Below are 23,061 nucleotides of genomic sequence, written 5' to 3'. Positions count from 1 at the left end.
AACGGTCAGGGCGCAATTACGATCTTGCCGGTCGATTTGCGCTCTTTCAACAATTGCATGCCTTTTTCAACTTCACGCAAAGGGAGAAGATGGCTGATATGCGGTTTGATCCGCCCTTCGGCGCGCCAGCGGAATAGGGTGGCAAAGCTGTCGTGAATGACCTTTGGTCTGAATTTCAGGTAGCCACCGAAATAAACGCCGATCACAGTCAGGTTTTTGACCAGCAGATGGTTTGCCGGGATCTGCGGAACGTCCCCACCGGCAAAGCCGATCGGCAGCAGACGCCCTTCCGGGTTCGTGGCACGGAAGGCCGCCTTGAAGACATCCCCGCCAATTGCATCGTAGACCACATCGGCCCCTCCCAGGGCGAGCACGCGCTCGCGCAAGTCCTCACTGGCGTCGACAAGATAATCGGCGCCCGCTTTTTGGGCGACAGCCAGTTTCTCTGGCCCACGTGCCTGTGCGATGACAGTCGCGCCCATCAGTTTTCCCAGCTCTACCGCAGTCAGCCCGACACCACCTGCGGCACCTGTCACCAAGAGGGTTTCGCCGGGCTGCAGTTGCGCACGATGGTGCAGGGCAATGTGGCCGGTGCCATAGGCGATTTGAATCGCGGCGGCGTCTTCATAACTCACAGAGTCGGGCAGCGGAAAAACCCGGTCAGTGTCAAAGACGCCAAATTCGGCCAATCCGCCTTGTCCTGAGAAGACCCCGACCCTGTCTCCGGGTTTCAAGCCTTCAACGCCGCTTCCGACCACATCAATAATTCCTGCGATTTCCATGCCGAGGGTGAACGGAGGCTCGGGCGTTTCCTGATACGTGCCCTTCTGCATCAGCAAATCTGCAAAGTTCAGGCCGCAGGCCCGAATAGCCACCCGGACCTGTCCTTCGGCTGGATCGGGTACTTTTGTGTCGCAAAGCTCTGCTTTGGATCCCTTGGAATTTACGCGATAGGCCAGCATGTTCGCTCTCCGGTTTTTGGCGCATTGACGGGGGCGAACAAGTGATTGTCAATTGCTAACGTAAGTGTTGTGAAGCAGGCTGCTGTAAACATCCATCTCAGTTTCATCAATTGCAACAACTGAAACTGGTTTTGGTGGGCTACAACCGGAAACAACTATTCGTGGTTTTGAATTCAACCCGCTTGAAAAAAAATCTGAAAGCGGCAATATTGGTGCGTAGTGCCGTTCGGGGGGTACATTCCGGATTAGGAAGTTCTTAAGCAGCGACCCGCTAGTTTCGCGGTGATAGCTGCTGTCGGTTTTTTCCGAACGGTTGTTTGAGTTATAGAGGAGAATACCAATGACCCATCACGTCGATGTCCATGTGGGCAAGCGCGTCCGGCATCGCCGCTGGCTGATTGGCATGACCCAGCAGCAGCTGGCGCAGCAAGTTGGTATCAAATTTCAACAAATTCAAAAGTATGAAACGGGTGCCAACCGTATCAGCGCTTCACGTCTTTGGGACATTGCCGAGGCATTGGAAGTTCCTGTCAGCTTTTTCTTTGAAGGACTTGAAGAGGTTCAGAAGGACGATGCTGAAAAGACATCGGTGCCTGCTGACTTGATGGGGGATAAAGAGGCATTGGATCTGGTACGTTCCTATTACTCGATCCCGGAGAACCAGCGCCGCCGTCTTTTCGAACTGGCTCGTGTTCTGAGTGAAGTCGCCTGAAACGACTGTCTTGACATTGGGGGTGATGCCGTCGCACGGGTAGCGCATGCGACACACTCCTCTTAGCGATTTAGAAATTGCCGAAGAAATGGCCGACGCGGCGCGTGCGGCCATTCTTCCCTATTTCCGTCAGTCTGGCCTGAAAGCCGACAACAAATTGGACGCGGGATTCGATCCCGTCACCATCGCCGACCGCGAAGCTGAAAAGGCGATGCGTGCGGTCTTGGCCAAGCACCGGCCTGAAGACAGCATTTTGGGCGAAGAATTCGGTCAGACCGAGGGCACCAGCGGCCGGACGTGGGTGCTTGATCCGATTGACGGAACTCGCGGTTTTATCAGTGGCACACCAACCTGGGGTGTTCTTATTGCTTTGGGAGCGGAAAACGGCCCCTATTTGGGTGTAATTGACCAACCGTATATCGCCGAACGATTTGTCGGTTTTGACGGACAGGCTTTTGTCAACGGCCCGATGGGTAAGGCCGGCCTGAAGACCCGCGCGACACGGTCTTTGGATCAGGCGATTATATTCACCACCTTTCCCGAAGTGGGCACTACGGCTGAGGGCGAAGCGTTTCGAGCCGTATCGAGGCACACCAAGCTTACGCGATATGGGATGGATTGCTATGCCTACGCACTGCTGGCGGCAGGGCAGGTCGATCTGGTGATCGAAGCGGGATTGAATGCTTATGACGTCCAGGCACCCATAGCGGTCATCCATGCAGCCGGAGGGATCGTGACCGACTGGCAGGGTAATCCGGCCCATGACGGTGGAAGGGTCTTGGCCGCAGCCAACCCCCAGATTCACGCCGCAGCTTTGGAGATTTTGCGCACCTATTGACCCCGGTTGCCGCGCAAGGCGGCAATGTTTATCATCGCTACGGCTGGTTCTTGAGCCCGTTTTCCACCAGCCGACACTCCTTTGCATGAGGCGGGCAAATGCAGGAGTGCATGATATGCCTGAAATTTTGATCCGAAACGCCGACTCGATTTTGACGATGGACGATGCCCGGCAAGAATTGGGTGGCGCGGACCTTTTGATTCGCGATGGTCAAATTGCGCAGCTCGGCCATGGGCTGGCGACCGAAGGCGAGGTCCACGATGCCTCTGGATGTATCGTCACACCAGGGTTGGTCAACACCCATCACCATCTCTATCAGACCCTGACCCGAGCGGTCCCGGGCGGGCAGGATGCCTTGCTGTTCGGTTGGCTCAAAACGCTCTACCCGATCTGGTCTCGGTTCGGGCCCGAGGAAATGTTCATCTCGGCACAGATCGGCCTGGCCGAGCTGGCCCTGTCAGGGTGCACGCTCAGTTCTGACCATCTGTATTTGTATCCCAACGGCGCGCGCCTTGATGACACTATTGCTGCAGCGGCAGAATTAGGGCTGAGGTTTCATCCCACACGTGGCGCGATGAGTATTGGAGAAAGCAACGGAGGATTACCGCCGGACTGCTTGGTCGAGGCCGAAGGCGCCATCTTCGAAGACATGATCCGGGTCGTTGATACCTTTCATGACCCGTCTGAGGGCGCAATGTGTCGGGTGGGCCTTGCGCCGTGCTCTCCGTTCTCTGTCACTCGCGATTTGATGCGGGAAGCGGCCCTGTTGGCGCGGGACAAGGGCGTCATGTTGCACACGCATCTGGCTGAAAATGACGAGGACATAGCCTATTCTCAGGCGCAGTTTGATTGTCGCCCAGGTCAATACGCCGAGGACTTGGGATGGACCGGGGACGACGTTTGGCATGCCCATTGCGTGAAACTGGACGGGGCCGAGATTGACTTGTTTGCCAGAACAGGCACAGGCGTGGCCCATTGCCCCTGCTCGAATTGTCGCCTCGGATCCGGGATCGCCCCGGTTCGGGCAATGCGCGACGCGGGCGTAACGGTTGGGTTGGGGGTTGATGGATCTGCCAGCAACGACACCGGCAATTTGATGGCCGAGGCGCGTCAGACCATGTTGTTGCAGCGTGTCGAAAATGGTGCGGATGCTATGTCCGCCCGCGAGGCGCTTGAAATTGCAACCCGAGGTGGCGCGGACGTTCTGAACCGGTCCGATTGCGGACGCCTGATGCCGGGGAAACGAGCAGATATCGCAATCTGGGACACAAGTGGCATCGAAAGCGCAGGCAGTTGGGACCCAGCCGCACTGTTGCTGGCTGGGCCGTCTCGGGTCAAACACCTGTTTGTCGAAGGTCGCCAGATCGTTCGCGATGGTCAGATATCGACGCTTGATCTGCCGCGCGTGATCGAACGGCAAAATCAACTGGCGCGAGCGTTGCAGGAGTAAAGGAGCTTCAGCGCGTGGTCGATTTTCCCGCGATCCACACATCGGCGACGGCTCGGTCGTCGCCCATCATGATGGTAGGGAAGATCGCTTCCCAAAGGTCGTCTGCATTGGCCTCGCGCTGAGCAATGGCTGGTGTGGACGCAAGGTCCAATACGACCAGATCTGCTTCCATCCCTTGAGCCACATTGCCGATGCAGTCATCCATCCGCAGCGTTCTGGCCGATCCGACTGTCCCCAGCCACAGCAATTGTGCCGGGTGCAGCGGGCGGCCGCGCAACTGGCCGATCTCGTAGGCTGCCGCCATCGTGCGCAACATCGAAAAGCTCGACCCGCCACCGGTGTCGGTGGCCAAACCAACCCGATGCCCGTCCCGGAACAGACCGTTCATGTCAAACAGGCCCGACCCGATGAAGGTATTCGATGTCGGGCAATGGATCAGCGCGGCGTCCACCTCGCGCAGCCGGTCCCGTTCGCGTGGCTCCAGATGGATACTGTGGCCGTAAAGACCGCGCCCACCCAAAAGGCCGAAGGTTTCATATGTATCAAGATAATCCCGCGCATCCGGGAACAAGGACTTAGCCCATTCGATTTCATCGGTCTGCTCGCTCAGGTGAGTTTGCATCAGGCATTCAGGGTTTTCAGCCCACAATGCGCCCATGGCTTCCAGCTGTTCCGGTGTGGAAGTGGGTGAAAACCGCGGCGTGATCGCGTAAGAAATCCGATCGATCCCATGCCACTTGTGTAGCAGCGCCTTGGATTGATCATAACCAGTCTGTGCGGTGTCCCGAAGCCCTTCAGGCGCGTTGCGGTCCATACAGGTTTTTCCTGCCACCACACGTTGGCCACGGTTTTGGGCAGCCGTGAAAAAGGCATCCACACTTTCGGGATGGATGGTGCAGAAACTGCACATAGTTGTTGTGCCATACGCGGTTGTCAGGTCCAGGTAACGGTTGGCAATCTCTGATGCGTATTCCGGCGCGCTAAATTTCATCTCTTCCGGGAAAGTGTAGGTGTTCAGCCAGTCAATAAGGCGCTTTCCCCAGCTGGCGATCATGGCTGTCTGCGGATAGTGGACATGCGGGTCGATGAACCCGGCCATGATCAGGTGGTCGCCATAATCCTTTACATGTGCTTCCGGATGCGCCGCGAATAGGTCCGCAGCCGAGCCCAAAGCCGCAATTTGCGCGTCCTCGATCAGGACCGCTTCGTGAATTCTGGTTGCGTCAATTGGCTCACCTTCAAATGGTGATCCGGTGAAAGTCAGCACGCGACCTTTCAACAGCGTCTTTTGCGCCATGTGTCCTGTTCTCCGCCCTTTTTGAAACGTCCTTCAGCATAAGGGGGCGAAAGATGTGGGTAAATCGTAGCATTGTCATTGTTTTCCGGTAGCAGCTTCTTCTATTTAGGGCCCAATCGCCGTGAAAAGGGGGCAGCGCATGACGACAGGCAGTGACGAGGTCAAACCCGATCAGCCCCGGGACGAAGACGCCTATGCGCTGAATCCGAGGACGGTTGCAGGGATTCACTACGCAGTGGACGTGGAAGATCGCGACAAGCTGATTGAGCTGATGGAGCCGCTGCACGCTGCGGACATTGCCGACCTTTTGGAGCAGATGAATTCCTATGATCGGACTCGCCTGATCCGCCTGTACGACAGGGAATTCGACGGTGATATCTTATCGGAGCTGGATGAAGCCGTGCGCGAAGAGGTCATCAACGTCCTCAAGCCGGATGTTTTGGCCGAAGCGGTCCGGGATATGGAAAGCGACGATGTTGTTGACCTGTTGGAAGACCTGGAAGAACCGCAGCAGGAGACCATTCTGGATGCGCTCGAAGACTCCGAGCGTGTTGCGGCCGAACAGGCGCTGTCTTACCCGGAAAACTCTGCCGGTCGTCTCATGCAGCGCGAAGTGGTCATGGCGCCCGAACATTGGACGGTGGGGCAAGCTATTGATTTCATGCGGGCCAATGACGACCTCCCTGAGCAATTCTACTTTGTCATTCTGGTTGATCCGCGGCTTAAGCCTGTCGCGCAAATCTCTTTGGGCAAGTTAATGGCCACACGGCGCGAGGCGCCGCTGAAAGATATTGCCGATGAGGAACTGCACATCATTCCCGTCGATCAGGACGAAGAAGACGTGGCCTACGCTTTCAACCAATACCATTTGATCTCGGCCCCTGTGGTGGATGCAGACGGTCGGTTGGTTGGTGTCATCACAATCGATGACGCGATGGTCGTTCTGGATGAAGAATATGAAGAGGACATGCTGCGTCTGGCGGGTGTTAGCGATGAAAGCTCACTATCCGACAGTGTGGCCGCGACAAGCAGGCGGCGCCTACCTTGGCTGGCGGTAAACCTATGCGCGGCAATTTGTGCTTCGTTGGTGATCTCGCAGTTCGAGGCAGCAATCGATCAACTGGTAGCCCTTGCCATTTTGATGCCGATTGTCGCGTCGATGGGCGGAAATGCCGGAACACAGTCCCTGACAGTTGCCGTTCGCGCGTTGGCAACGCGCGACCTCACAGGTTCAAACGTGGCACGAGTGATCCGGCGGGAGCTTTTGGTCGGGATGCTCAACGGGTTGTGTTTCGCAATCGTGTTGGGAACCGTGGGAATGCTGTGGTTTGACTCGCCGTTATTGGGTGTCGTGATTGGATCTGCTCTGGTCGTGAACATGATCATCGCCGGCTTTGCAGGTACGGTAGTACCGGTGGTGCTGGACCGTCTGGGCGTTGACCCGGCGCTGGCATCGGGAACCTTTGTGACTACAACGACGGATGTCATGGGGTTCTTCATATTCCTTGGCCTTGCCAGCGTGGTGCTTCTGTGACCGAAACGACCGACCTGACCGAAATCAAAGCAGCTGCGCGAAAGGCTGCATTTACCCGCCGCAAGGTCGCGTTTGATACCCGGCTGCCGGGGGCCGCAGGGCGATTGTCTGAAGTTCTGGCAGGCCATAGGGGAGTACCCTTGTCCGGCTACATGCCAATCCGAACCGAAATTGACCCCCTGCCTGCGATGGCCGAGGCCGCAGCATACGGCCCGGTCGGTGTGCCGGTGATTCAAGCCGCTGGTCAACCGCTGCGTTTTTCCCGCTGGACACCCGAGGGCGTGCTGAAGGACGGGCCATTTGGGGCAAAAGTTCCCGAGGTTGACGACTATTTTGATCCGGAAATCCTGATTGTTCCGCTGGTCGCCTTTGACGCAAAGGGCGGCAGGCTGGGTTATGGCGGCGGGTTTTATGACCGTACATTGGAAGGTTTGCGCGCAAAGCGCCCGACATTTGCCATCGGTTTCGCCTTTGACGCGCAAGAAGCCGAAGGGTTGCCACTGGAGCCGACAGATCAGCCGTTGGATATGGTTATTACCGAAAGCCGGGTTCTGACGTTCCGCGCGTGATCGTCAACTTGGGTCAACCTGTGTGGTTCTCACGGAAATAGTCCCAAGCATCAACCTCGCGTCCGTCCGACAGAATGCAGATACCTGTCTGACCATCTGCGCCATCGCGGATCTCATAACGAGCGCCGCTTTCAATGCAGTACGTCGCCGCCGGATTCGCCAGCTGCGCGGCACTTTCGGAAGTCGAGGCTTGATTGCAAGCGGCGAGCGTCGCGAAAACGGCGGTGGTCAGAAGAATACGACGCATCAAAATCCTCCGTAAGAATTTGTCTAATCAGGTTATGTCCGCAGCTTAACCGCTTGTGCTTGTCAAACACCACACTTAGGACAGTTCGAATGAGAATACTTTTTCTGGGTGACGTCATGGGGCGCGCTGGCCGCGCCGCGATTCAGCAACACCTGCCACGTCTGCGCGACGAATGGCGGCTGGATTTTGTTGTGGTCAATGGCGAGAATGCCTCGAACGGGATGGGCTTGAGCGGGGATCATGCCAAACTGTTGCTCGATGCCGGAGCCGATTGTGTAACCCTGGGCGACCATGCGTTCGACCAGAAAGACATGCTGCAATTCATCGAGAGCGAGCCTCGTATCGTTCGCCCGGTGAATTTTGCCAAAGGTGCTCCGGGGCGGGGGCATCGCCTGTACACAGCACCAGGCGGACGCAAAGTCCTGGTGGTGCAGGTGCTGGGCCAAGTGTTCATGAAACGGCCGTTTGACGACCCGTTCTCGGCCATCGAACCGATCCTGAAATCTCATCCGCGCGGCGGGCAGGCCGACGCCATCATTGTCGATATGCACTGCGAGGCGACCTCTGAAAAGATGGCGATGGGGCATTATTGTGATAAGCGCGTCAGCCTTGTGGTTGGAACACACACCCACGTTCCAACGGCGGATACGCAAATTCTTCCTGGCGGTGCCGCGTACATGACCGATGCTGGCATGTGCGGCGATTACGACTCGGTCATCGGTATGGACAAGTTGGAGCCAATGCGTCGCTTCATCACTGGCATGCCCAAGGCGCGGTTCACACCCGCCAATGGCGAAGCGACGCTGAGCGGCGTGTTCGTCGAAACGGATGATCGCGATGGGCAGGCCAAGTCTGTCCATATGGTCCGTGTAGGTGGCCGGTTGCAGCAGGCAGGCCCCTGAATGCAAGTCAGGCTTGCTCTACCCTTGTCAATGCGAGAAACTGACCGCCAGGCGCGTTGGCCAGGTTAGGGTTCGGACAGAATACCACGAATGCAATTCCTTCAACTTACAGATATGGGCAGTGCAATTCTGGCGCTGGTGATTGTTGCGGGCATGTTTGTCATGTTTCTGCGCGAAGTTTACCCGACTGAAGTGGTGGCGATAGGCGGCGTGGCCCTGATGCTGGTCACCGGTATTTTGCCTTATCAAAGTGCACTGGCCGTCTTGTCCAACCCCGCCCCTTGGACGATTGCGGCGATGTTCATCATCATGGGCGCTTTGGTTCGCACCGGCGCACTGGACGCGTTTACGTCGACCGCACAGAAACAGGCGCAGGTGAACCCGCGATTTGCCATCGGCTTGCTGATGGCTTTTGTCGTAATCGCTTCGGCCGTGGTATCGAACACGCCGGTGGTGGTCGTCATGATCCCGGTCTTTGTTCAGATCGCGCGCACGTTGAATATACCGGCTTCAAAACTGCTGATCCCGCTCAGCTACGCAGCCATCCTTGGCGGCACACTGACCCTGATCGGAACTTCGACCAACCTGTTGGTGGATGGGGTTGCGCGGTCTCAGGGGATGCCCGCGTTCACGATCTTTGAGGTCACCCCACTGGGCATTGCGCTGGTGATCTACGGGATGATCTACCTTCGCTTCATTGCGCCGCGTCTTTTGCCGGACCGGGACAGCATGGCCTCGATGCTCAGCGACCGATCCAAAATGAAGTTCTTTACCGAGGCGGTGATCCCCCCCGAAAGCAACTTGATCGATCGCGAGGTGACGGGCGTCCAATTGTTCAAACGTCCCGGTGTGCGTCTGATTGACGTTATCAGGGGTGATGAATCACTGCGACGCAATCTTAAGGGCGTCACGTTGAATGTGGGTGACCGCGTTGTCTTGCGTACCGAGATGACCGAATTGCTGAGTCTGCAAACCAACAAGGAGTTGAAACGCGTCGATCAGGTCTCGGCGGTCGAGACAAAGACGGTTGAGGTGTTGATCACCCCGGGGTGCCGCATGGTCGGACGAACGCTGGGCGCGATGCGCTTGCGCCGCCGCTATGGTGTTTATGTTCTGGCCGTACATCGCCGGAACCAGAATATCGGCCGGCAACTTGATGATCTGGTGGTCCGGGTTGGCGACACGCTGCTGTTGGAAGGTTCTCCGGCGGATATCAAGAAACTGGCCGCCGACATGGATATGGTTGATGTCACGCAACCCTCGGCGCGCGCCTTCCGGCGCAGCCATGCACCGATTGCGATCGGTGCGCTGACCGGCATCGTGGTTCTGGCTGCGCTGGGAGTGGCCCCGATCCTGTTGCTGTCTATCCTTGCGGTCGCGGTGGTCCTGTTGACCCGCTGCATTGATGCGGATGAGGCGTTTTCCTTTGTCGAAGGCCGCCTGTTGGCATTGATCTTTTCGATGCTTGCCATCGGCGCCGCGCTGGACGCCTCGGGGGCGGTCTCTCTGATCGTTGAGGCGGTGGCGCCTGGTCTGGGAATGCTGCCACCGTTCCTGATCATCTGGGCGGTCTATCTGCTGACATCCGTGTTGACGGAACTTGTTTCGAACAACGCGGTTGCGGTTGTGGTCACGCCCATTGCCATTGGACTGGCACAGGCGGTCGGTATTGATCCGCGCCCATTGGTGGTGGCGGTGATGGTCGCGGCCTCTGCTTCGTTTGCGACGCCTATCGGGTACCAGACCAACATGATGGTCTACGGTCCGGGCGGGTACAGGTTCACTGATTTCCTGAAGGTCGGTGTGCCTTTGAACATCACAGTCGGGTTGCTTGCCTCGCTGTTAATTCCATTGGTCTGGCCTTTGTGATACCGGCGCAGAACCGCCGATATTTGGGCGCCGGTCTTGTAAACACTTATCCAGACCCGATCTTTTCTTCAAAGCATCTGATAAAAAGGACACGACCATGTCTTTTCCAAAGATCGGTCAAACCATTGTGGCCAGTGCAGTTGTAGTGACCTTGCTGAGCAGCGAAAGCTCGGCTGGTACCGTGAGTGGAAGCGCCACTTACCGCGAACGGATTGCTCTTCCACCCGAAGCGACGCTGTATGTGGAATTGCAGGATATTTCGCGCGCTGATGCAGCAGCGGTTACTCTGGCTGCGCAGCGTTACGCGTTGGACGGAGTGCCAGCGGATTTTGAACTGGCCTATGACGATGCGCTGATTCAGGACGAGATGCGCTACGCGGTACGAGGGTCGATTTATCGCGGAGAAGAACTGCTGTTCACAACGGACACGGTCTATCCGGTTCTGACCAACGGCGAGGGCAATTCGTCTGATTTGGTGCTGGTGCAGGCAAGCGGGCAGGGGGCCGCGATGCTCGAAAACACGAAATGGACCGCGATCGGGCTGAATGGTGACGCGCTTAACAGTGAGCGTCTTCCAGAGATCTCTTTTGAGACGGGCGGCGCCTTCGGCGGAAGCGGTGGCTGTAATCGCTTTACCGGACAAGCCGAGATCTCCGGCAGTAGTTTGGATTTCCCGGATAATATTGCCGCGACATTGATGGCGTGCCCTCCTGAATTAGAAAAGGTTGAGAGAGCGTTCTTTGACGCGCTGCAAAACGTGGCAACGTATGCAGTAGCAGGTGATAACCTGGTGATGCTGGATGGTGCAGGCGAACCGATACTGAAATTCGTCCGCGCGCAGTAGGGCAGAGAGCTCAGGCTACCGCTCGGGATCGTCCTGCATTGCGGCCGGAGAATATACAACCGCCCAGAAACGTGCCTTCCAGTGCGTTGTAGCCGTGATAGCCACCTCCGCCAAATCCTGCGACTTCGCCGGCGGCAAACAGGCCGGGGACGACCTGTCCGTTTGCGCCGATCATCTGGCTGTCCAAATTGGTTTGAAGACCCCCGAGGGTCTTTCGGGTCAACACATGTAGTTTAACCGCAATCAGCGGGCCGTTTGACGGATCAAGGAACTTATGCGGCTTGGCGGTGCGGATCAGCTTGTCTCCGCGGTAATTTCGAGCCGCAAGGATCGCCATAATCTGCGCATCTTTCGAAAACGGATTGTCCACCTGTGAATCCCGCGCCTCGATTTGGGCGCGAAGATGTGCTTCGTCAATCAGACCGTCGCCCAGATGGTTCATGCCGCTAACCAGCTCAGTCAAGGTATTGGCGACCACGAAGTCCTCACCCTTTTCCTTGAAAGCTTCGACCGGCGCTGTCGCCTTTGTGCCCGAAAGGATGCGTTGACGGATCACCTCTTTCCAGCTGCCAGAGGTGAAGTCGGGGTTTTGTTCCGAACCGGAAAGCGCGAATTCTTTCTTGATCACTTTCTGCGTCAGGACGAACCAGCTGTATTCATATCCGGTTTTCAGGATCTCTCGCAATGTGCTCAGAGTGTCGAAGCCCGGCAAGCAGGGGGGTGCCAGCCGGTTGCCTTCCGCATCGAACCACATCGAACTTGGCCCGGGCAGAATGCGGATGCCATGCGAGGGCCAGATCGGGTTCCAATTTCGAACGCCTTCTGTGTAATGCCACATCCGGTCACCGTTGATGACATGGCCGCCCGCTTTTTCGCTGATTGGGATCATCCGTCCATCAACGTGAAACGGCACTCCGGCCACCATGTCGTTGGGTGGCTGTCCTAACCGATCATGTGGCCAGTTCTTCCGCACCATCTCGAAATTCCCCCCAATCCCACCCGAGGTGACAATGATTGAAGGCGCATAGACTTCAAATTCGCCCACCTCATCCCGATTGGTCTTGCCGCCACGCTGGGCGGTGTCGTCGGCCAATACCTCGCCCGAAACGCCTTTGGCGCCACCGTTCTGCATGATGATGTGACTGACCTGGTGGCGGAATTTCAATTGGATCAGCCCAGAGTTGAAGTGATCACGTACGCGGCGGACGAAGTGTTCCAGTACACCCGGCCCGGTGCCCCAGGTTATGTGAAATCGCGGGACCGAATTGCCGTGCCCATCCGCATAAGATCCGCCGCGTTCCGCCCATCCCACAACCGGGAACCAACGCAGACCCATTGCATGTAGCCATGGGCGCATTTCTCCGGCGGCGAATTCGACATAGGCCTCTGCCCATTTGCGAGGCCATGTGTCTTCGTCCCGATCGAACTGGGCACTGCCCATCCAGTCACGCAGGGCAAGGTTCTGGCTGTCGCGAATTCCCATCCGGCGTTGTTCCGGCGTGTCGACCATGAATAACCCACCAAGGCTCCAGAACGCTTGTCCGCCAAGGAAGTGTTCTGGCTCCTGGTCCAGGACAATCACTTTTTTACCGCGGTCTCCCAATTCAGCGGCAGCGGCCAACCCGGCCAGGCCGCCACCGACGACAATCGCATCTGCAGTGTTGTTGGTCATAAGGCGTCCTTTCAGCGGTTGCGGAACCAGACGAGAAACGGCAGGACCACGATATGCATCGTGATACCATATACAACGGAAGGTAGGGCCAGCGGGCTGAAACCGCTTTCGGTTCCGGTAATTATAGCCGCCAGCGTGATATCCATGGCTGCGTTCTGAATACCGGTTTCGATCGAGATCGTCTTGCTCTCATCCCACGACAGACCTGCCGCGCGGGCTAGTCCCAGTCCGGCCAGTAGCAAAGCGACGTTTAACGAGATCAGGCCAGCGCCCATGGCGCCAAGATTGTCGACAAACAGTTGCCAATTCCCAGCCAACGCGGTCAGGACAGTCAGAACGAATAGAACGGTTGCGGCTTTGTACAAGGGGCCATCCACACGACCGGGGAATCCGCGCGTGAAATGTCGCATGATGACGCCGGTGGCAAAAACTTGGCGGCGGATCAGTACGCGCCGGAAATCGGCTACTTCAAGCCCGATACCCAGCGACAGCATGATAGTAGCCAGCGACAGCAGTAGGCCCACGTTGGTTAGCAGATCCAAGAACAACTCCTCCCAAAGCCGTCCGGATTAACCTAAGCGAGGGGTAAGTGATCAGGCAACCACGCCGTTGGGTCATCCATATCGTTGGGCAAAACAGCGCAGGATTTCTCCGGGCTGCGTCACGTCGGCGGCGTGGCAGGTATCGATCAGACTTTGGGCATCCGCGGGTGGGAAATAGCCGTGATCTTTGTAGATGTTGATGCGCTGCTCAAAATCTTTCGCGTCCGCTTCGGGGTGGAACTGCGTGGCATAGACATTCTGACCCCAACGGATCATCTGGAACGGGCAGGGGTCCGAAGCCACAAGATGGACGCACCCGTCAGGCAGTGCTTGCACAGCTTCCTTGTGCCCCACGAAAGCGTCGAACCTGGGCTGTAGATTGGCAGTTAACGGGTCGCGCGCGCCTTCCTCGGTCAGGTGGCAGGTCGAAGGGCCGACGGGTTCGCCAAACTGTTCCTTGCTGACCTCTCCTCCCAGATGGGCCACAAGTATCCCCAAACCATAACAGCAACCCATAAAGGGATGATCGTGCGCCGTGATCTGAGGCATCAACCCCATGATGGCCTTTTCGATCCGCGCGTCCATCGGCGACTTCGTTGCCGGATCGTCACTGACACATCCCGGTCCACCACCAACGATGACTCCGGCGTAGTCGGTCACGTTCAGCCCCTCGGGCAAGTCTTCGCAGTCTAACCTGATGCGGTGGGTCTGGTCGGGCAACAGGCCGCTGCGATTTAAGATCGACGCGAACTCGGCATCCGAAGCATCGGTTTCCGGGCGCAATTGCAGGGTCAAAAAGCGTTTCATGAGGTGCCTTTACCCGTCAAAGCGGCCAAAAGACAAGGATGGAGGGAATGGACACCGCGATGATCAGAACTTCGAGCGGTAATCCCATACGCCAGTAGTCACCGAACCGGTACCCGCCAGGACCCAGTACCAGTGTGTTGTTCTTGTGTCCGATGGGTGTGAGGAACGCGGCAGAAGCGGCAACTGCCACGGTCATTAGAAACGGGTCAGGCGAGACCTCAAGCGTACGAGCCATCTGAATCCCGACAGGTGCGGCTACGATGGCAGTAGCGGTATTGTTCAGCACGTCAGACAACGTCATGGTGACTACCATCAAAACGGTCAGGATAGCCCAGGCAGGCAGGCCATTTGTCAGCTGGATCAGCGCATTGGCGATCAGTTCCGTGCCGCCCGAACTATCCAGCGCACTGCCCAGCGGTATCATTGACCCCAGCAGTACTACTACTGGCCATTCAATGTGATTGTAGATGTCCGCGATTGGCATGATCTTTGTCAGCACATAGGCCACCACCACCAATCCCAACGCAATCGGCAGATAAAGCAGCCCAACACTTGCCGCCAACACGGCAGTTGCGAACAAGCCAATGGCCAGCCACGCTTTATCGTTAGCCGTGACATTCAACCCGCGCTCTGCCAGCGGCAGACAGCCCAGCCACTCGGTCACATCCGCCCCGCGATCACGGGGGCACAACAATAGCAGGATGTCACCGGGCTCTACTTCTGTTTTGCGCACCTGTTCGGAGATGCGGCGACCTTGGCGCGAGATACCCATCAATACCGTGCTTTGACGCCAGGCAAGGCCAACGCCCTGCGCGGTACGGCCGGTGATGCGGGCGCTTTCGGGAACTACGACCTCGATTACTTCCAGACCGTCACCGCCGGCAGTCAGCAATTCCTGCCGGCGCGTGTCAGAGAAATCCAGGTTCAGGGCAGCACGAAACTCATCCAACGCTTCGGGCCGTGCTTCAAGCACCATCGCGTCGCCCTCGTGCAGCGTTGCATGGGCAGATCGGCCATAGCGTCGTTTGCCGTCGCGGATCAGTCCGATGATGGCCACGTCTGATTTTTCAGCAACCTCGTATAACTCGCTGACCCGCTTGCCTATATGCGCCGAGTCCGAAGGAACGGTCAGTTCGGCAATGTACTCGGCCAAAACCTCCGAAGTTTCTTCGTGCGGGCCGCGATTGGGGATCAATCGCCATCCCACCAGCGCGACGAATGCAAGACCAGCAATAGCGGCCAAACCACCGACGGGGGCAAAATCGAACATGTGAAACGGCTCGCCCAATGTCTCGGCCCGGATTGAGGCAATAATGATATTGGGCGGAGTTCCGATCAGGGTGGCCATACCGCCGAGAATGGTGGCAAAACTCAGAGGCATCAGGCTCAGGCCTACGGAGCGTCCCGCTTTACGGGCGGTTTGGATGTCGACCGGCATCAGCAAGGCCAGCGCGGCCACATTGTTCATGAATGCGGACAATACTGCCCCGATCCCGCCCATCAGCGCGATATGGGCGCCAAGGCCGCGCGAAGAGTCGACCAACGTGCGCGTGATCAGGAAAACGGCACCAGACCGGACCAGTCCCGCGGAAACAACCAGAACCAGTGCCACGATGATGGTCGCGGGATGTCCGAACCCGGCAAAGGCATCGTCCACTGGCACCACACCAAGGACAACGCTGATCATGAGAGCCGTAAACGCCACAAGATCGTAGCGAAATCTGCCCCATAGCAGCATTCCAAAAACAGCAATGAAAAGGGCGAAAAGAATAATCTGATCCGTCGTCATGCCGTCACCATACCCGTAGGCGGGGCCTGAGCAAGCCGCTCTCTTGATCCTGCCCCCCGCAAACGTCTATATGAGCGCCAAATACACAATTACGATGACGAGGACGCAACATGGCAGGCCACTCAAAATGGGCCAACATCCAGCACCGCAAGGGGCGTCAGGACGCCGCGCGGTCCAAACTTTTTTCTAAACTGTCTAAAGAGATCACTGTCGCCGCGAAGATGGGCGACCCTGATCCCGACAAGAACCCGCGCCTGCGTCTGGCGGTAAAAGAGGCCAAGTCGAACTCGGTCCCCAAGGACGTGATCGACCGCGCGATCAAGAAATCGCAGGCGGGCGAGGGCGACGATTATGAAGAAATCCGGTATGAGGGCTATGGCCCCAACGGTGTGGCTGTGATCGTTGAAACGATGACTGACAACCGCAACCGCACTGCGTCTACCGTGCGTTCGACCTTCTCCAAGAACGGCGGCAACCTGGGCGAGACCGGGTCGGTGGGGTTCATGTTCGAGCGCAAGGGCGAGGTCGTATATCCTGCGTCCGCGAGCGATGCCGACACCATTTTCGAAGCCGCGATTGAAGCGGGTGCGGAAGATGTCGAAAGCTCGGAAGACGGGCACATCATCTGGTGCGCCGATACCGATCTGAACGAGGTTTCGAACGCGCTGGAAGCGGCGCTGGGTGAATCCGAGTCCACCAAGCTGGTGTGGAAACCTTCCACAACGACCGAGCTGGGCCTGGAGGATATGCAGCGCCTGATGAAATTGGTCGATGCATTGGAGGATGATGACGACGTTCAGCGCGTCACAACCAACTTCGAAGCCACCGATGAAGTCATGGCGCAGCTCTGACCGGCAGCGACTTCGCGTTATTTCAAATCCCGGCCTGGAAAGGCCGGGTTTTTTGATTCCACGGGATCTTAACTGAGTTCTTGGCCGCAGCGGTGCGAGTTTATACACTTGGAAAAGCGCGGTGGATGACCAACGGCAATCGGGCATGTCCGCGTCCTGAGGTGCGGAGCTACGTGGGCGACCGGTGAATGGTGAACAAAACCTCTGATCCGTCAAAGCGCAATGTGCCGGTCTTGGCTGGCCAGAGTATCCTGTCGCAAGTGGCATGGACCTTGGGTAGTCCCTCGGTCGTTTTGTCTTTTCTGGCGGTGTCGCTTGATCTGCCGATGTTCTTGGCTGGCGCGCTGGTATCTGTACGTATGGTGGGCAACATGATCTCGGACATTTTTCTGGCGCGTCCCATCGCGGCGCAACAGAGGAAGAAGCGCGGGATCGCCATAACCGAGCTCGGCATTGGCGCCTGTCTGTTGATGGCTTTGCTGATCGCGGCCACCGGCAGCGTGCCATTGACGGCGGTTGCCTTTGTGGCGGCGTTTTTTGCGATCGGGCTGATCGAAGAAACCCAGTCGCTGATGCTGTCTGACCTGTTTGGAGATCAACTGAAATCGAAATCTCGTATGGTCATTCGCTATCTTCAGTTGGGTGCGGGGGGGCTCGGTGCAATAGGTCTGGTGTTGCTTATTCACGAGGTTACTAAGCAAAATCCGCCATTTTCCCGCCATTCTGCTGTTATTGCGGCCTCAGTTACCTTTTTTCTGTTTTCCGCCCTGTGCATTCTGGCGATGGCTGAAAAGGCGCCGGATAAAAAACCCGATGTTAAAGGTCCGCACTTTCCTCGCCAGTCGTTGCGCGAGATCGTTTCAGGCATTCGTGACATGTTCGATCAGGCCTGGTTTCGCCGTTATCTGGTCATGCGTCTACCATTGGTCGTGGTGTCATTGTCGGTGCCCTTTTTTGCGCTCATCGCCGCAGAGGCTCATCACCACTCGGCCAAAGGGCTGACAGCCATGATCGTTTCATCGGCGTCCGGCTATCTGGTATCGGCGCCCCTTTGGCAGCTGGTGAACATGAAATCTCATCGAGCGGTGATGGTCACAGGCGCGCTTTTGGTGGCAGTAACTGGTATTGTGTTGCTGGCATTTCATTACATGCATATCGACCACGACGTTCAACTGCACGCGATTGCCTTGTTTGTCGTTTCTGTCGCCGTTACGGGAATAAGCAGCGCCAAAGGGCTGTATTTTCTGGATGTCGCTCCCAAAGACCAGCGCGTTCGGGGAGCGGCCGCCATAAAGGCCATCTGCCGGTTGGCCGGGGTTGTTTTCTCGGTTACTTTGGCGGCCGTTGCCCACATGCATGAGGTCGCTGCGGCAATTGTGTTCATAGTCCTGGTCAGCCTGTGGTCGGCTTTTTCATGTTATCGCATTGCTGCGCCGAAAAAGGGTAAGGCGATGCAGACCTGACTTCGATCCTTAGGAAGGACGCAGCAAATTGCGAGCGGCAACGTCTCGCACAGCGCGGGTCAGGGGCGCAAGGGCAGGGGCAAGTATGCGACCGACCTGCCAGCTTAGCGCCACGTCGAGAGGAGCGTTGGGCACAATCGCGCATAAGCGCCCGTCGTCCAAAGCAGGGCGAGCAAGGTTTTCAGGGTTCATACCCCAGCCGAGCCCGGCAGCAGCAGCTTCGACGAACCCTTGCGAAGATGGCAGGAAATGAGATGGAGGAGAAATCCGAACACCCGTTTGTTGAATAATCCAAGCCTGTTGCAGGTTATCCTTGAGGTTAAATGTCAGGCACGGCGCGAGTTGCAGCGATTTGGCGGAAACGCCAGTGCTGAACCAGGTTCGCACAAAGGCAGGGCTGGCGGTCGGCAAGTACCGCAGCGTTCCCAATTCGATCGCGTCGCAGCCGGTAACGGTCGAACCGCCGACTGTGACGGCAGCACTGACCTCACCGCGCCTCAACCATTCTGCTGAGTGATCCTGATCGTCAACCACAAGATCGAACAGCATGCCATCGACTTGTGACAAGGCCTCGATGAACCAGGTGGCCAGACTGTCCGCAGGCACTGCGATCCTGACGCAGGCAGGGCCCGTCTCTTGGTCCAGAGCCAGCTCTCGGTTTAACTGAGCTTCCAATAATCCGATATCAGCAGCGTGTTGGGCGATCCGCAACCCCGCCGGAGTTCCAGTGCAGGGCGTACCGCGCTGGATCAGAGATACTCCAACGCGATCTTCTAATGCCTTGATCCTTTGCGAAATGGCCGAGGGTGTAACAGACAAGTCGGCGGCGGCTGCGTCGAAACTGCCGTGGCGCAAAATAGCCGCCAACGCAGAGAGGTGATGTGGGTCAAGTGACATTAGCCAAACTTAATCAAGGTAAATCTCTTTAATTTGTTAAAGGTGCCAGTGCCATGTAGTCAACCAGCCAACAATTGGAGGCTTCATGTCCACATCGCTTATCGCCGGGTTTGTTCTTGGGTTCAGTCTGATCCTTGCCATCGGTGCGCAGAACGCCTTTGTGTTGCGGCAAGGCCTGCGGCGCGAGCATGTTTTTGCGCTGTGTCTGACCTGCGCACTGTCCGATGCAATACTGATCGGAGCGGGGGTCGCCGGTTTCGGTACTTTGGCGCAAGCCGCGCCGTGGTTTGAAACAGTGATGCGCTATGGTGGTGCGATTTTCCTGACGTGGTACGGGATGCGCAGTTTTTGGTCAGCGTGGCAGGGCGGGGCGGCAATAAAGGTTGGCGAGGGGCAGCGGACCACACGGCGGGCTGCCTTGCTGACGGTGCTGGCGTTCACCTGGCTGAATCCGCATGTCTATTTGGACACTGTGGTACTGATCGGATCCATCTCGGCCCAATACGAAGACCGGATGGGATTCGCCGTAGGTGCTATGACTTCAAGTTTTGTGTTCTTCTTTTCGCTTGGCTACGGAGCTCGGGTTCTGACCCCCTATTTTACGCGGCCTCGCGCATGGCAGGTTCTGGACGTTGTGATCGGTGTCGTTATGTTGGGTATCGCTTTGAAACTTGTTGCCATGTGAAGGGTTGTGGCGCGGCTGTTTTCGGTGTTCAACCAACGCCATGACTTTTCCTTCCGCCTCGTCCCGCCATGTTGCCGGTATGCTTTGGATGCTAGCTGCCGGGCTATCCTTTGTCGGGATGAACGCATTGGTGAAATCGCTTGGTTCATCCATGGACCCTATTCAGGCGGCGTTCCTGCGGTACGTTCTTGGGCTGGTTTTCCTGCTTCCGGCGATGCGCGCGATCGTGACGACCCGACTGACAACCCGTCAACTGCAGCTGTTCGGGCTAAGGGGTGTCATCCACGCCGTGGCCGTCATGCTTTGGTTTTATGCCATGACGACCATTCCGCTGGCCGAAGTCACCGCCATGAATTACCTGACGCCGATATACGTCACCATAGGTGCCACCCTGTTTTTAGGCGAAAAGCTGGCCTTTCGCAGGATCGCGGCCATCGGTGTTGCTCTGATCGGTGTAACTATCATTCTCCGCCCGGGCTTTCGTGAAGTATCACCGGGGCATCTCGCCATGCTGGGAACTTCTTTGTCTTTGGGCGGCTCGTATTTACTGGCCAAGTTACTTGTACGCGATATCCCTCCTTCAGTGGTGGTTGCCCATCTGTCGATCTGGGTCACGATCGCTTTGATTCCATTTGCCGTCGCTGTCTGGGAACCTCCCACTTTGCGGGACATCTTTGTGCTGTTCCTGATTGCAAGCTTTGCCACGGCGGGTCATTATTTCATGACGCTTGCCCTTCAGGCGGCTCCTGTTGCTGTGACCCAGCCGGTGACATTCCTTCAGCTTATATGGGCCACATTGCTGGGGGTGCTGGTGTTCCACGAGGGCATCGACATCTGGGTTGTCAGCGGCGGAACGCTGATTCTGGCTGCGGTCAGCTTTATCTCTTGGCGAGAGGCAGTGCTGAACCGGAAAGCAATCACTCCGCCTGACGTTGGTACAAAATTCTAGATGCCTGAGGTTCCGGGAATGGTTATTGATTGACGAGTCAATAAAAACCCCCTAGCGTTTAGGTTCAGGGCCTGAGCCAGGGGTGTATCAATGCCAAAACTCGGAATGGAACCGATCCGCCGCGACGCGATCATCAAAGCGACGATTGCCGAGCTGGGCGTTCAGAAATCGCTCGACGTGACGGTCAGTCAGATCGCCAAGCGGGCAGGGATGTCGAGCGCTTTGGCGCATCACTATTTCGGCGGCAAGGAGCAGATTTTTCTGGCAGCCATGCGCCGCATCCTGTCGGATTTCGGCGCGGAAGCCCGGGGCGAGCTTAATAAAGCCAAACCGAATGAGCGCGCACAGGCCATCATCCGGGCTTGTTTCGCCCAATCGTGCTTTACGCCGGATGTGATCGCTGCCTGGATGACTTTCTACGTGCTGGCGCAAACCAATGACGATGCCCTTCGCCTTTGGCGGATTTATCAGGCGCGTATTCGATCGAACCTGATCTACGCCCTGCGCCCGTTAATGAATGAACCGGTCGAAGCGGCCGAGAACATGATTGCTCTGATCGATGGTCTGTACATTCGCGCCGCTCTCAGCGCGCCGGAAGAGCCGCAGCTGGCCGTGATCCACGCTCAGCGCGTCCTGAGAACACTGCTCGAGGCTGAAAAATGACAAAACCGAATATTTTGATCCTGATGGTGGATCAATTGAACGGAACCCTCTTTCCTGATGGTCCGGCGGACTGGCTGCACGCTCCGAACCTCAAGAAGCTGGCTGCCCGGTCGACGCGGTTTGCCAACACCTATACTGCGTCACCCTTGTGCGCACCTGGGCGCGCCAGCTTTATGTCCGGGCAACTGCCGTCTCGCACCGGTGTCTACGACAACGCGGCTGAGTTTCGCAGCGATATCCCGACCTATGCCCATCATCTACGCCGCGCGGGGTATTACACGTGCCTCTCTGGCAAGATGCACTTTGTCGGCCCCGATCAGTTGCATGGGTTCGAAGATCGTTTGACGACCGACATCTACCCGGCCGATTTCGGCTGGACCCCGGATTACCGCAAGCCGGGTGAGCGGATTGACTGGTGGTATCACAATATGGGCTCGGTCACGGGTGCGGGTATTGCCGAGATATCGAACCAGATGGAGTACGACGACGAGGTCGCCTACAACGCTAAAGCAAAACTCTACGATCTGGCGCGCGGAAACGAAGAACGCCCGTGGTGCGTGACCGTCAGCTTTACGCACCCACATGATCCCTATGTGGCCCGTCGGAAGTACTGGGATCTGTACGAAGATTGCGAGCATCTGCTGCCTGAAGTTCCCGATCTGGGCTACGACAATCAGGACCCACATTCTAAACGTATCTTTGACGCAAACGACTGGCGCAGTTTTGACATCACCGAAGAGGATGTCCGCAAGTCACGCCGCGCTTACTTCGCCAATATTTCCTATCTGGACGACAAAATCGGCGAAATCATGGAGGTGCTGGAAACCACTCGACAGGACGCCATCGTCATGTTCGTCTCGGACCACGGCGACATGCTTGGCGAGCGCGGCCTGTGGTTCAAAATGAACTTCTATGAAGGTTCTGCACGCGTGCCGCTGATGATTTCCGCGCCCGACATGCAAGTCGGCCGCATTGATACCCCGGTTTCAACGATCGACGTCACGCCGACCCTTGGGGCACTGGCAGGTGTCGATATGGCCGAGATCGCTCCGTGGACCGATGGCGAAGATCTCGTGCCGCTTGCCAACGGCTCTGAGCGAACGGCTCCGGTGAAGATGGAATATGCCGCCGAAGCCTCTTACGCGCCGCTGGTTTCGCTGCGCTATGGCAAGTGGAAGTATAACCGCTGCGCACTGGACCCGGATCAGCTGTATGATGTCGAGGCTGATCCGAATGAACTGCACAATTTGGCCGACGATCCGGAGCACGCGGGAACGCTACAGACTCTGCGTGCTAAATCCGAGGCGCGTTGGGATCTAGACCGCTTTGATGCTGAAGTACGCGCCAGCCAGGCTCGGCGCTGGGTGGTCTACGAAGCGCTGCGCCAGGGTGGCTACTACCCGTGGGATTACCAGCCGCTGCAGAGGGCGTCCGAACGGTACATGCGCAACCACATGGATCTGAATAACGTCGAGGAAAATGCGCGGTTCCCGCGCGGAGAATGACCTCTTCATCTTTC

Annotated in this window: 22 protein-coding genes; 14 read left to right on the top strand and 8 right to left on the bottom strand. The window is 57.2% G+C overall.

The annotated features are described in order from the left end of the window. Positions 1–5: 5 nt before the first annotated feature. Positions 6–962: an NADPH:quinone oxidoreductase family protein gene (locus AC2TDA_RS13385; protein WP_480876691.1), complete on the bottom strand. Its 957-nt coding sequence runs from the start codon at positions 960–962 to the stop codon at positions 6–8. A 340-nt stretch (positions 963–1,302) separates the two neighbouring features. Here AC2TDA_RS13385 and AC2TDA_RS13380 point away from each other — a divergent pair, with 340 nt between their 5' ends. The 3 genes from AC2TDA_RS13380 (at position 1,303) to AC2TDA_RS13370 (ending at position 3,962) form a co-directional block, all read left to right on the top strand. Next, on the top strand, positions 1,303–1,674 hold the full coding sequence (locus AC2TDA_RS13380) for a helix-turn-helix domain-containing protein (RefSeq protein WP_480848484.1): 372 nt from the start codon (positions 1,303–1,305) through the stop codon (positions 1,672–1,674). Between the two features lie 46 nt (positions 1,675–1,720). After that, a complete protein-coding gene (hisN, locus tag AC2TDA_RS13375) occupies positions 1,721–2,512 on the top strand; it encodes a histidinol-phosphatase (protein WP_480876688.1) in 792 nt (263 codons plus the stop codon). A gap of 115 nt (positions 2,513–2,627) precedes the next feature. After that, positions 2,628–3,962, top strand: a complete 1,335-nt coding sequence (locus AC2TDA_RS13370; protein WP_480876685.1) for an 8-oxoguanine deaminase — start codon at positions 2,628–2,630, stop codon at positions 3,960–3,962. A 7-nt stretch (positions 3,963–3,969) separates the two neighbouring features. On the opposite strand, the gene guaD is transcribed toward AC2TDA_RS13370, so the two are convergent. Next, the gene (gene guaD, locus AC2TDA_RS13365) at positions 3,970–5,259 is read right to left on the bottom strand and encodes a guanine deaminase (RefSeq protein ID WP_480876683.1); all 1,290 of its coding nucleotides are present in this window, start codon (positions 5,257–5,259) and stop codon (positions 3,970–3,972) included. Between the two features lie 139 nt (positions 5,260–5,398). Here guaD and mgtE point away from each other — a divergent pair, with 139 nt between their 5' ends. Then, positions 5,399–6,793, top strand: a complete 1,395-nt coding sequence (gene mgtE, locus AC2TDA_RS13360; RefSeq protein ID WP_480848477.1) for a magnesium transporter — start codon at positions 5,399–5,401, stop codon at positions 6,791–6,793. Further along, a complete protein-coding gene (locus tag AC2TDA_RS13355; protein WP_480876680.1) occupies positions 6,790–7,362 on the top strand; it encodes a 5-formyltetrahydrofolate cyclo-ligase in 573 nt (190 codons plus the stop codon). Before mgtE ends, AC2TDA_RS13355 begins: the two co-directional genes overlap by 4 nt. A 13-nt stretch (positions 7,363–7,375) precedes the next feature. On the opposite strand, the gene AC2TDA_RS13350 is transcribed toward AC2TDA_RS13355, so the two are convergent. Continuing rightward, complete coding sequence (locus tag AC2TDA_RS13350) at positions 7,376–7,609, bottom strand: putative hemolysin (RefSeq protein ID WP_480876679.1); 234 nt, start codon at positions 7,607–7,609, stop codon at positions 7,376–7,378. 89 nt (positions 7,610–7,698) lie between these two features. On the opposite strand from AC2TDA_RS13350, the gene AC2TDA_RS13345 reads away from it, so the two are divergent. From AC2TDA_RS13345 to AC2TDA_RS13335, 3 genes are all read left to right on the top strand, one after another. Beyond that, positions 7,699–8,511 carry a TIGR00282 family metallophosphoesterase gene (locus tag AC2TDA_RS13345; RefSeq protein ID WP_480848471.1) on the top strand — a complete coding sequence of 271 codons (813 nt, stop codon included), beginning with the start codon at positions 7,699–7,701 and terminating at the stop codon, positions 8,509–8,511. Positions 8,512–8,601: 90 nt separating this feature from the next. Beyond that, entirely contained in the window at positions 8,602–10,380 is a 1,779-nt protein-coding gene (locus AC2TDA_RS13340; RefSeq protein WP_480876676.1) for an SLC13 family permease, read from the top strand. Positions 10,381–10,477: 97 nt separating this feature from the next. After that, positions 10,478–11,224, top strand: coding sequence for a YbaY family lipoprotein (locus tag AC2TDA_RS13335; RefSeq protein WP_480876673.1), 747 nt, complete (start codon positions 10,478–10,480; stop codon positions 11,222–11,224). Positions 11,225–11,234: 10 nt separating this feature from the next. On the opposite strand, the gene AC2TDA_RS13330 is transcribed toward AC2TDA_RS13335, so the two are convergent. From AC2TDA_RS13330 to AC2TDA_RS13315, 4 genes are all read right to left on the bottom strand, one after another. After that, positions 11,235–12,896, bottom strand: coding sequence for an FAD-binding dehydrogenase (locus AC2TDA_RS13330; RefSeq protein WP_480876671.1), 1,662 nt, complete (start codon positions 12,894–12,896; stop codon positions 11,235–11,237). 11 nt (positions 12,897–12,907) lie between these two features. Then, positions 12,908–13,438: a hypothetical protein gene (locus AC2TDA_RS13325; protein ID WP_480876668.1), complete on the bottom strand. Its 531-nt coding sequence runs from the start codon at positions 13,436–13,438 to the stop codon at positions 12,908–12,910. A gap of 72 nt (positions 13,439–13,510) precedes the next feature. Next, the gene (locus tag AC2TDA_RS13320; protein WP_480876665.1) at positions 13,511–14,245 is read right to left on the bottom strand and encodes a glutamine amidotransferase; all 735 of its coding nucleotides are present in this window, start codon (positions 14,243–14,245) and stop codon (positions 13,511–13,513) included. Between the two features lie 16 nt (positions 14,246–14,261). Further along, positions 14,262–16,034, bottom strand: a complete 1,773-nt coding sequence (locus tag AC2TDA_RS13315; protein WP_480876662.1) for an SLC13 family permease — start codon at positions 16,032–16,034, stop codon at positions 14,262–14,264. Positions 16,035–16,144: 110 nt separating this feature from the next. Here AC2TDA_RS13315 and AC2TDA_RS13310 point away from each other — a divergent pair, with 110 nt between their 5' ends. Both AC2TDA_RS13310 and AC2TDA_RS13305 read left to right on the top strand, forming a co-directional pair. Further along, positions 16,145–16,885 (top strand): YebC/PmpR family DNA-binding transcriptional regulator, encoded by a 741-nt coding sequence (locus AC2TDA_RS13310; protein ID WP_480848460.1) that lies wholly within the window; start codon positions 16,145–16,147, stop codon positions 16,883–16,885. Between the two features lie 188 nt (positions 16,886–17,073). After that, positions 17,074–18,348: a permease gene (locus tag AC2TDA_RS13305; RefSeq protein ID WP_480848458.1), complete on the top strand. Its 1,275-nt coding sequence runs from the start codon at positions 17,074–17,076 to the stop codon at positions 18,346–18,348. A 9-nt stretch (positions 18,349–18,357) separates the two neighbouring features. Here the strand turns inward: AC2TDA_RS13305 and AC2TDA_RS13300 are convergent, their stop codons facing one another. Further along, positions 18,358–19,245 carry a LysR family transcriptional regulator ArgP gene (locus AC2TDA_RS13300; protein WP_480876659.1) on the bottom strand — a complete coding sequence of 296 codons (888 nt, stop codon included), beginning with the start codon at positions 19,243–19,245 and terminating at the stop codon, positions 18,358–18,360. Between the two features lie 85 nt (positions 19,246–19,330). On the opposite strand from AC2TDA_RS13300, the gene AC2TDA_RS13295 reads away from it, so the two are divergent. The 4 genes from AC2TDA_RS13295 (at position 19,331) to betC (ending at position 23,047) form a co-directional block, all read left to right on the top strand. Then, on the top strand, positions 19,331–19,930 hold the full coding sequence (locus AC2TDA_RS13295; RefSeq protein WP_480848455.1) for a LysE/ArgO family amino acid transporter: 600 nt from the start codon (positions 19,331–19,333) through the stop codon (positions 19,928–19,930). 40 nt (positions 19,931–19,970) lie between these two features. After that, positions 19,971–20,879 carry a DMT family transporter gene (locus AC2TDA_RS13290; protein ID WP_480876656.1) on the top strand — a complete coding sequence of 303 codons (909 nt, stop codon included), beginning with the start codon at positions 19,971–19,973 and terminating at the stop codon, positions 20,877–20,879. A 90-nt stretch (positions 20,880–20,969) separates the two neighbouring features. Continuing rightward, positions 20,970–21,542, top strand: a complete 573-nt coding sequence (gene betI, locus AC2TDA_RS13285; RefSeq protein WP_480848452.1) for a choline-binding transcriptional repressor BetI — start codon at positions 20,970–20,972, stop codon at positions 21,540–21,542. Next, entirely contained in the window at positions 21,539–23,047 is a 1,509-nt protein-coding gene (betC, locus tag AC2TDA_RS13280; RefSeq protein ID WP_480876654.1) for a choline-sulfatase, read from the top strand. The genes betI and betC overlap by 4 nt, the downstream gene beginning before the upstream one ends. The last annotated feature ends 14 nt before the right edge of the window (positions 23,048–23,061 follow it).

This window comes from Ruegeria sp. HKCCD6426 (assembly GCF_057221115.1).
Note: the sequence above shows the minus strand (reverse complement) of the source record. Positions and strands in the feature narration are given on the sequence as shown.

Bases quoted from the DNA above. Each gene is read 5' to 3' on its own strand.
- hisN (WP_480876688.1), top strand. From the start codon at position 1,721: ATGCGACACACTCCTCTTAGCGATTTAGAAATTGCCGAAGAAATGGCC.
- AC2TDA_RS13345 (WP_480848471.1), top strand. From the start codon at position 7,699: ATGAGAATACTTTTTCTGGGTGACGTCATGGGGCGCGCTGGCCGCGCC.
- AC2TDA_RS13320 (WP_480876665.1), bottom strand. From the start codon at position 14,245: ATGAAACGCTTTTTGACCCTGCAATTGCGCCCGGAAACCGATGCTTCG.
- AC2TDA_RS13380 (WP_480848484.1), top strand. From the start codon at position 1,303: ATGACCCATCACGTCGATGTCCATGTGGGCAAGCGCGTCCGGCATCGC.
- AC2TDA_RS13295 (WP_480848455.1), top strand. From the start codon at position 19,331: ATGTCCACATCGCTTATCGCCGGGTTTGTTCTTGGGTTCAGTCTGATC.
- betC (WP_480876654.1), top strand. From the start codon at position 21,539: ATGACAAAACCGAATATTTTGATCCTGATGGTGGATCAATTGAACGGA.
- AC2TDA_RS13335 (WP_480876673.1), top strand. From the start codon at position 10,478: ATGTCTTTTCCAAAGATCGGTCAAACCATTGTGGCCAGTGCAGTTGTA.
- AC2TDA_RS13310 (WP_480848460.1), top strand. From the start codon at position 16,145: ATGGCAGGCCACTCAAAATGGGCCAACATCCAGCACCGCAAGGGGCGT.
- AC2TDA_RS13350 (WP_480876679.1), bottom strand. From the start codon at position 7,609: ATGCGTCGTATTCTTCTGACCACCGCCGTTTTCGCGACGCTCGCCGCT.
- AC2TDA_RS13330 (WP_480876671.1), bottom strand. From the start codon at position 12,896: ATGACCAACAACACTGCAGATGCGATTGTCGTCGGTGGCGGCCTGGCC.
- AC2TDA_RS13305 (WP_480848458.1), top strand. From the start codon at position 17,074: ATGGTGAACAAAACCTCTGATCCGTCAAAGCGCAATGTGCCGGTCTTG.
- AC2TDA_RS13385 (WP_480876691.1), bottom strand. From the start codon at position 962: ATGCTGGCCTATCGCGTAAATTCCAAGGGATCCAAAGCAGAGCTTTGC.
- AC2TDA_RS13370 (WP_480876685.1), top strand. From the start codon at position 2,628: ATGCCTGAAATTTTGATCCGAAACGCCGACTCGATTTTGACGATGGAC.
- mgtE (WP_480848477.1), top strand. From the start codon at position 5,399: ATGACGACAGGCAGTGACGAGGTCAAACCCGATCAGCCCCGGGACGAA.
- AC2TDA_RS13290 (WP_480876656.1), top strand. From the start codon at position 19,971: ATGACTTTTCCTTCCGCCTCGTCCCGCCATGTTGCCGGTATGCTTTGG.
- betI (WP_480848452.1), top strand. From the start codon at position 20,970: ATGCCAAAACTCGGAATGGAACCGATCCGCCGCGACGCGATCATCAAA.
- guaD (WP_480876683.1), bottom strand. From the start codon at position 5,259: ATGGCGCAAAAGACGCTGTTGAAAGGTCGCGTGCTGACTTTCACCGGA.
- AC2TDA_RS13300 (WP_480876659.1), bottom strand. From the start codon at position 19,245: ATGTCACTTGACCCACATCACCTCTCTGCGTTGGCGGCTATTTTGCGC.
- AC2TDA_RS13315 (WP_480876662.1), bottom strand. From the start codon at position 16,034: ATGACGACGGATCAGATTATTCTTTTCGCCCTTTTCATTGCTGTTTTT.
- AC2TDA_RS13340 (WP_480876676.1), top strand. From the start codon at position 8,602: ATGCAATTCCTTCAACTTACAGATATGGGCAGTGCAATTCTGGCGCTG.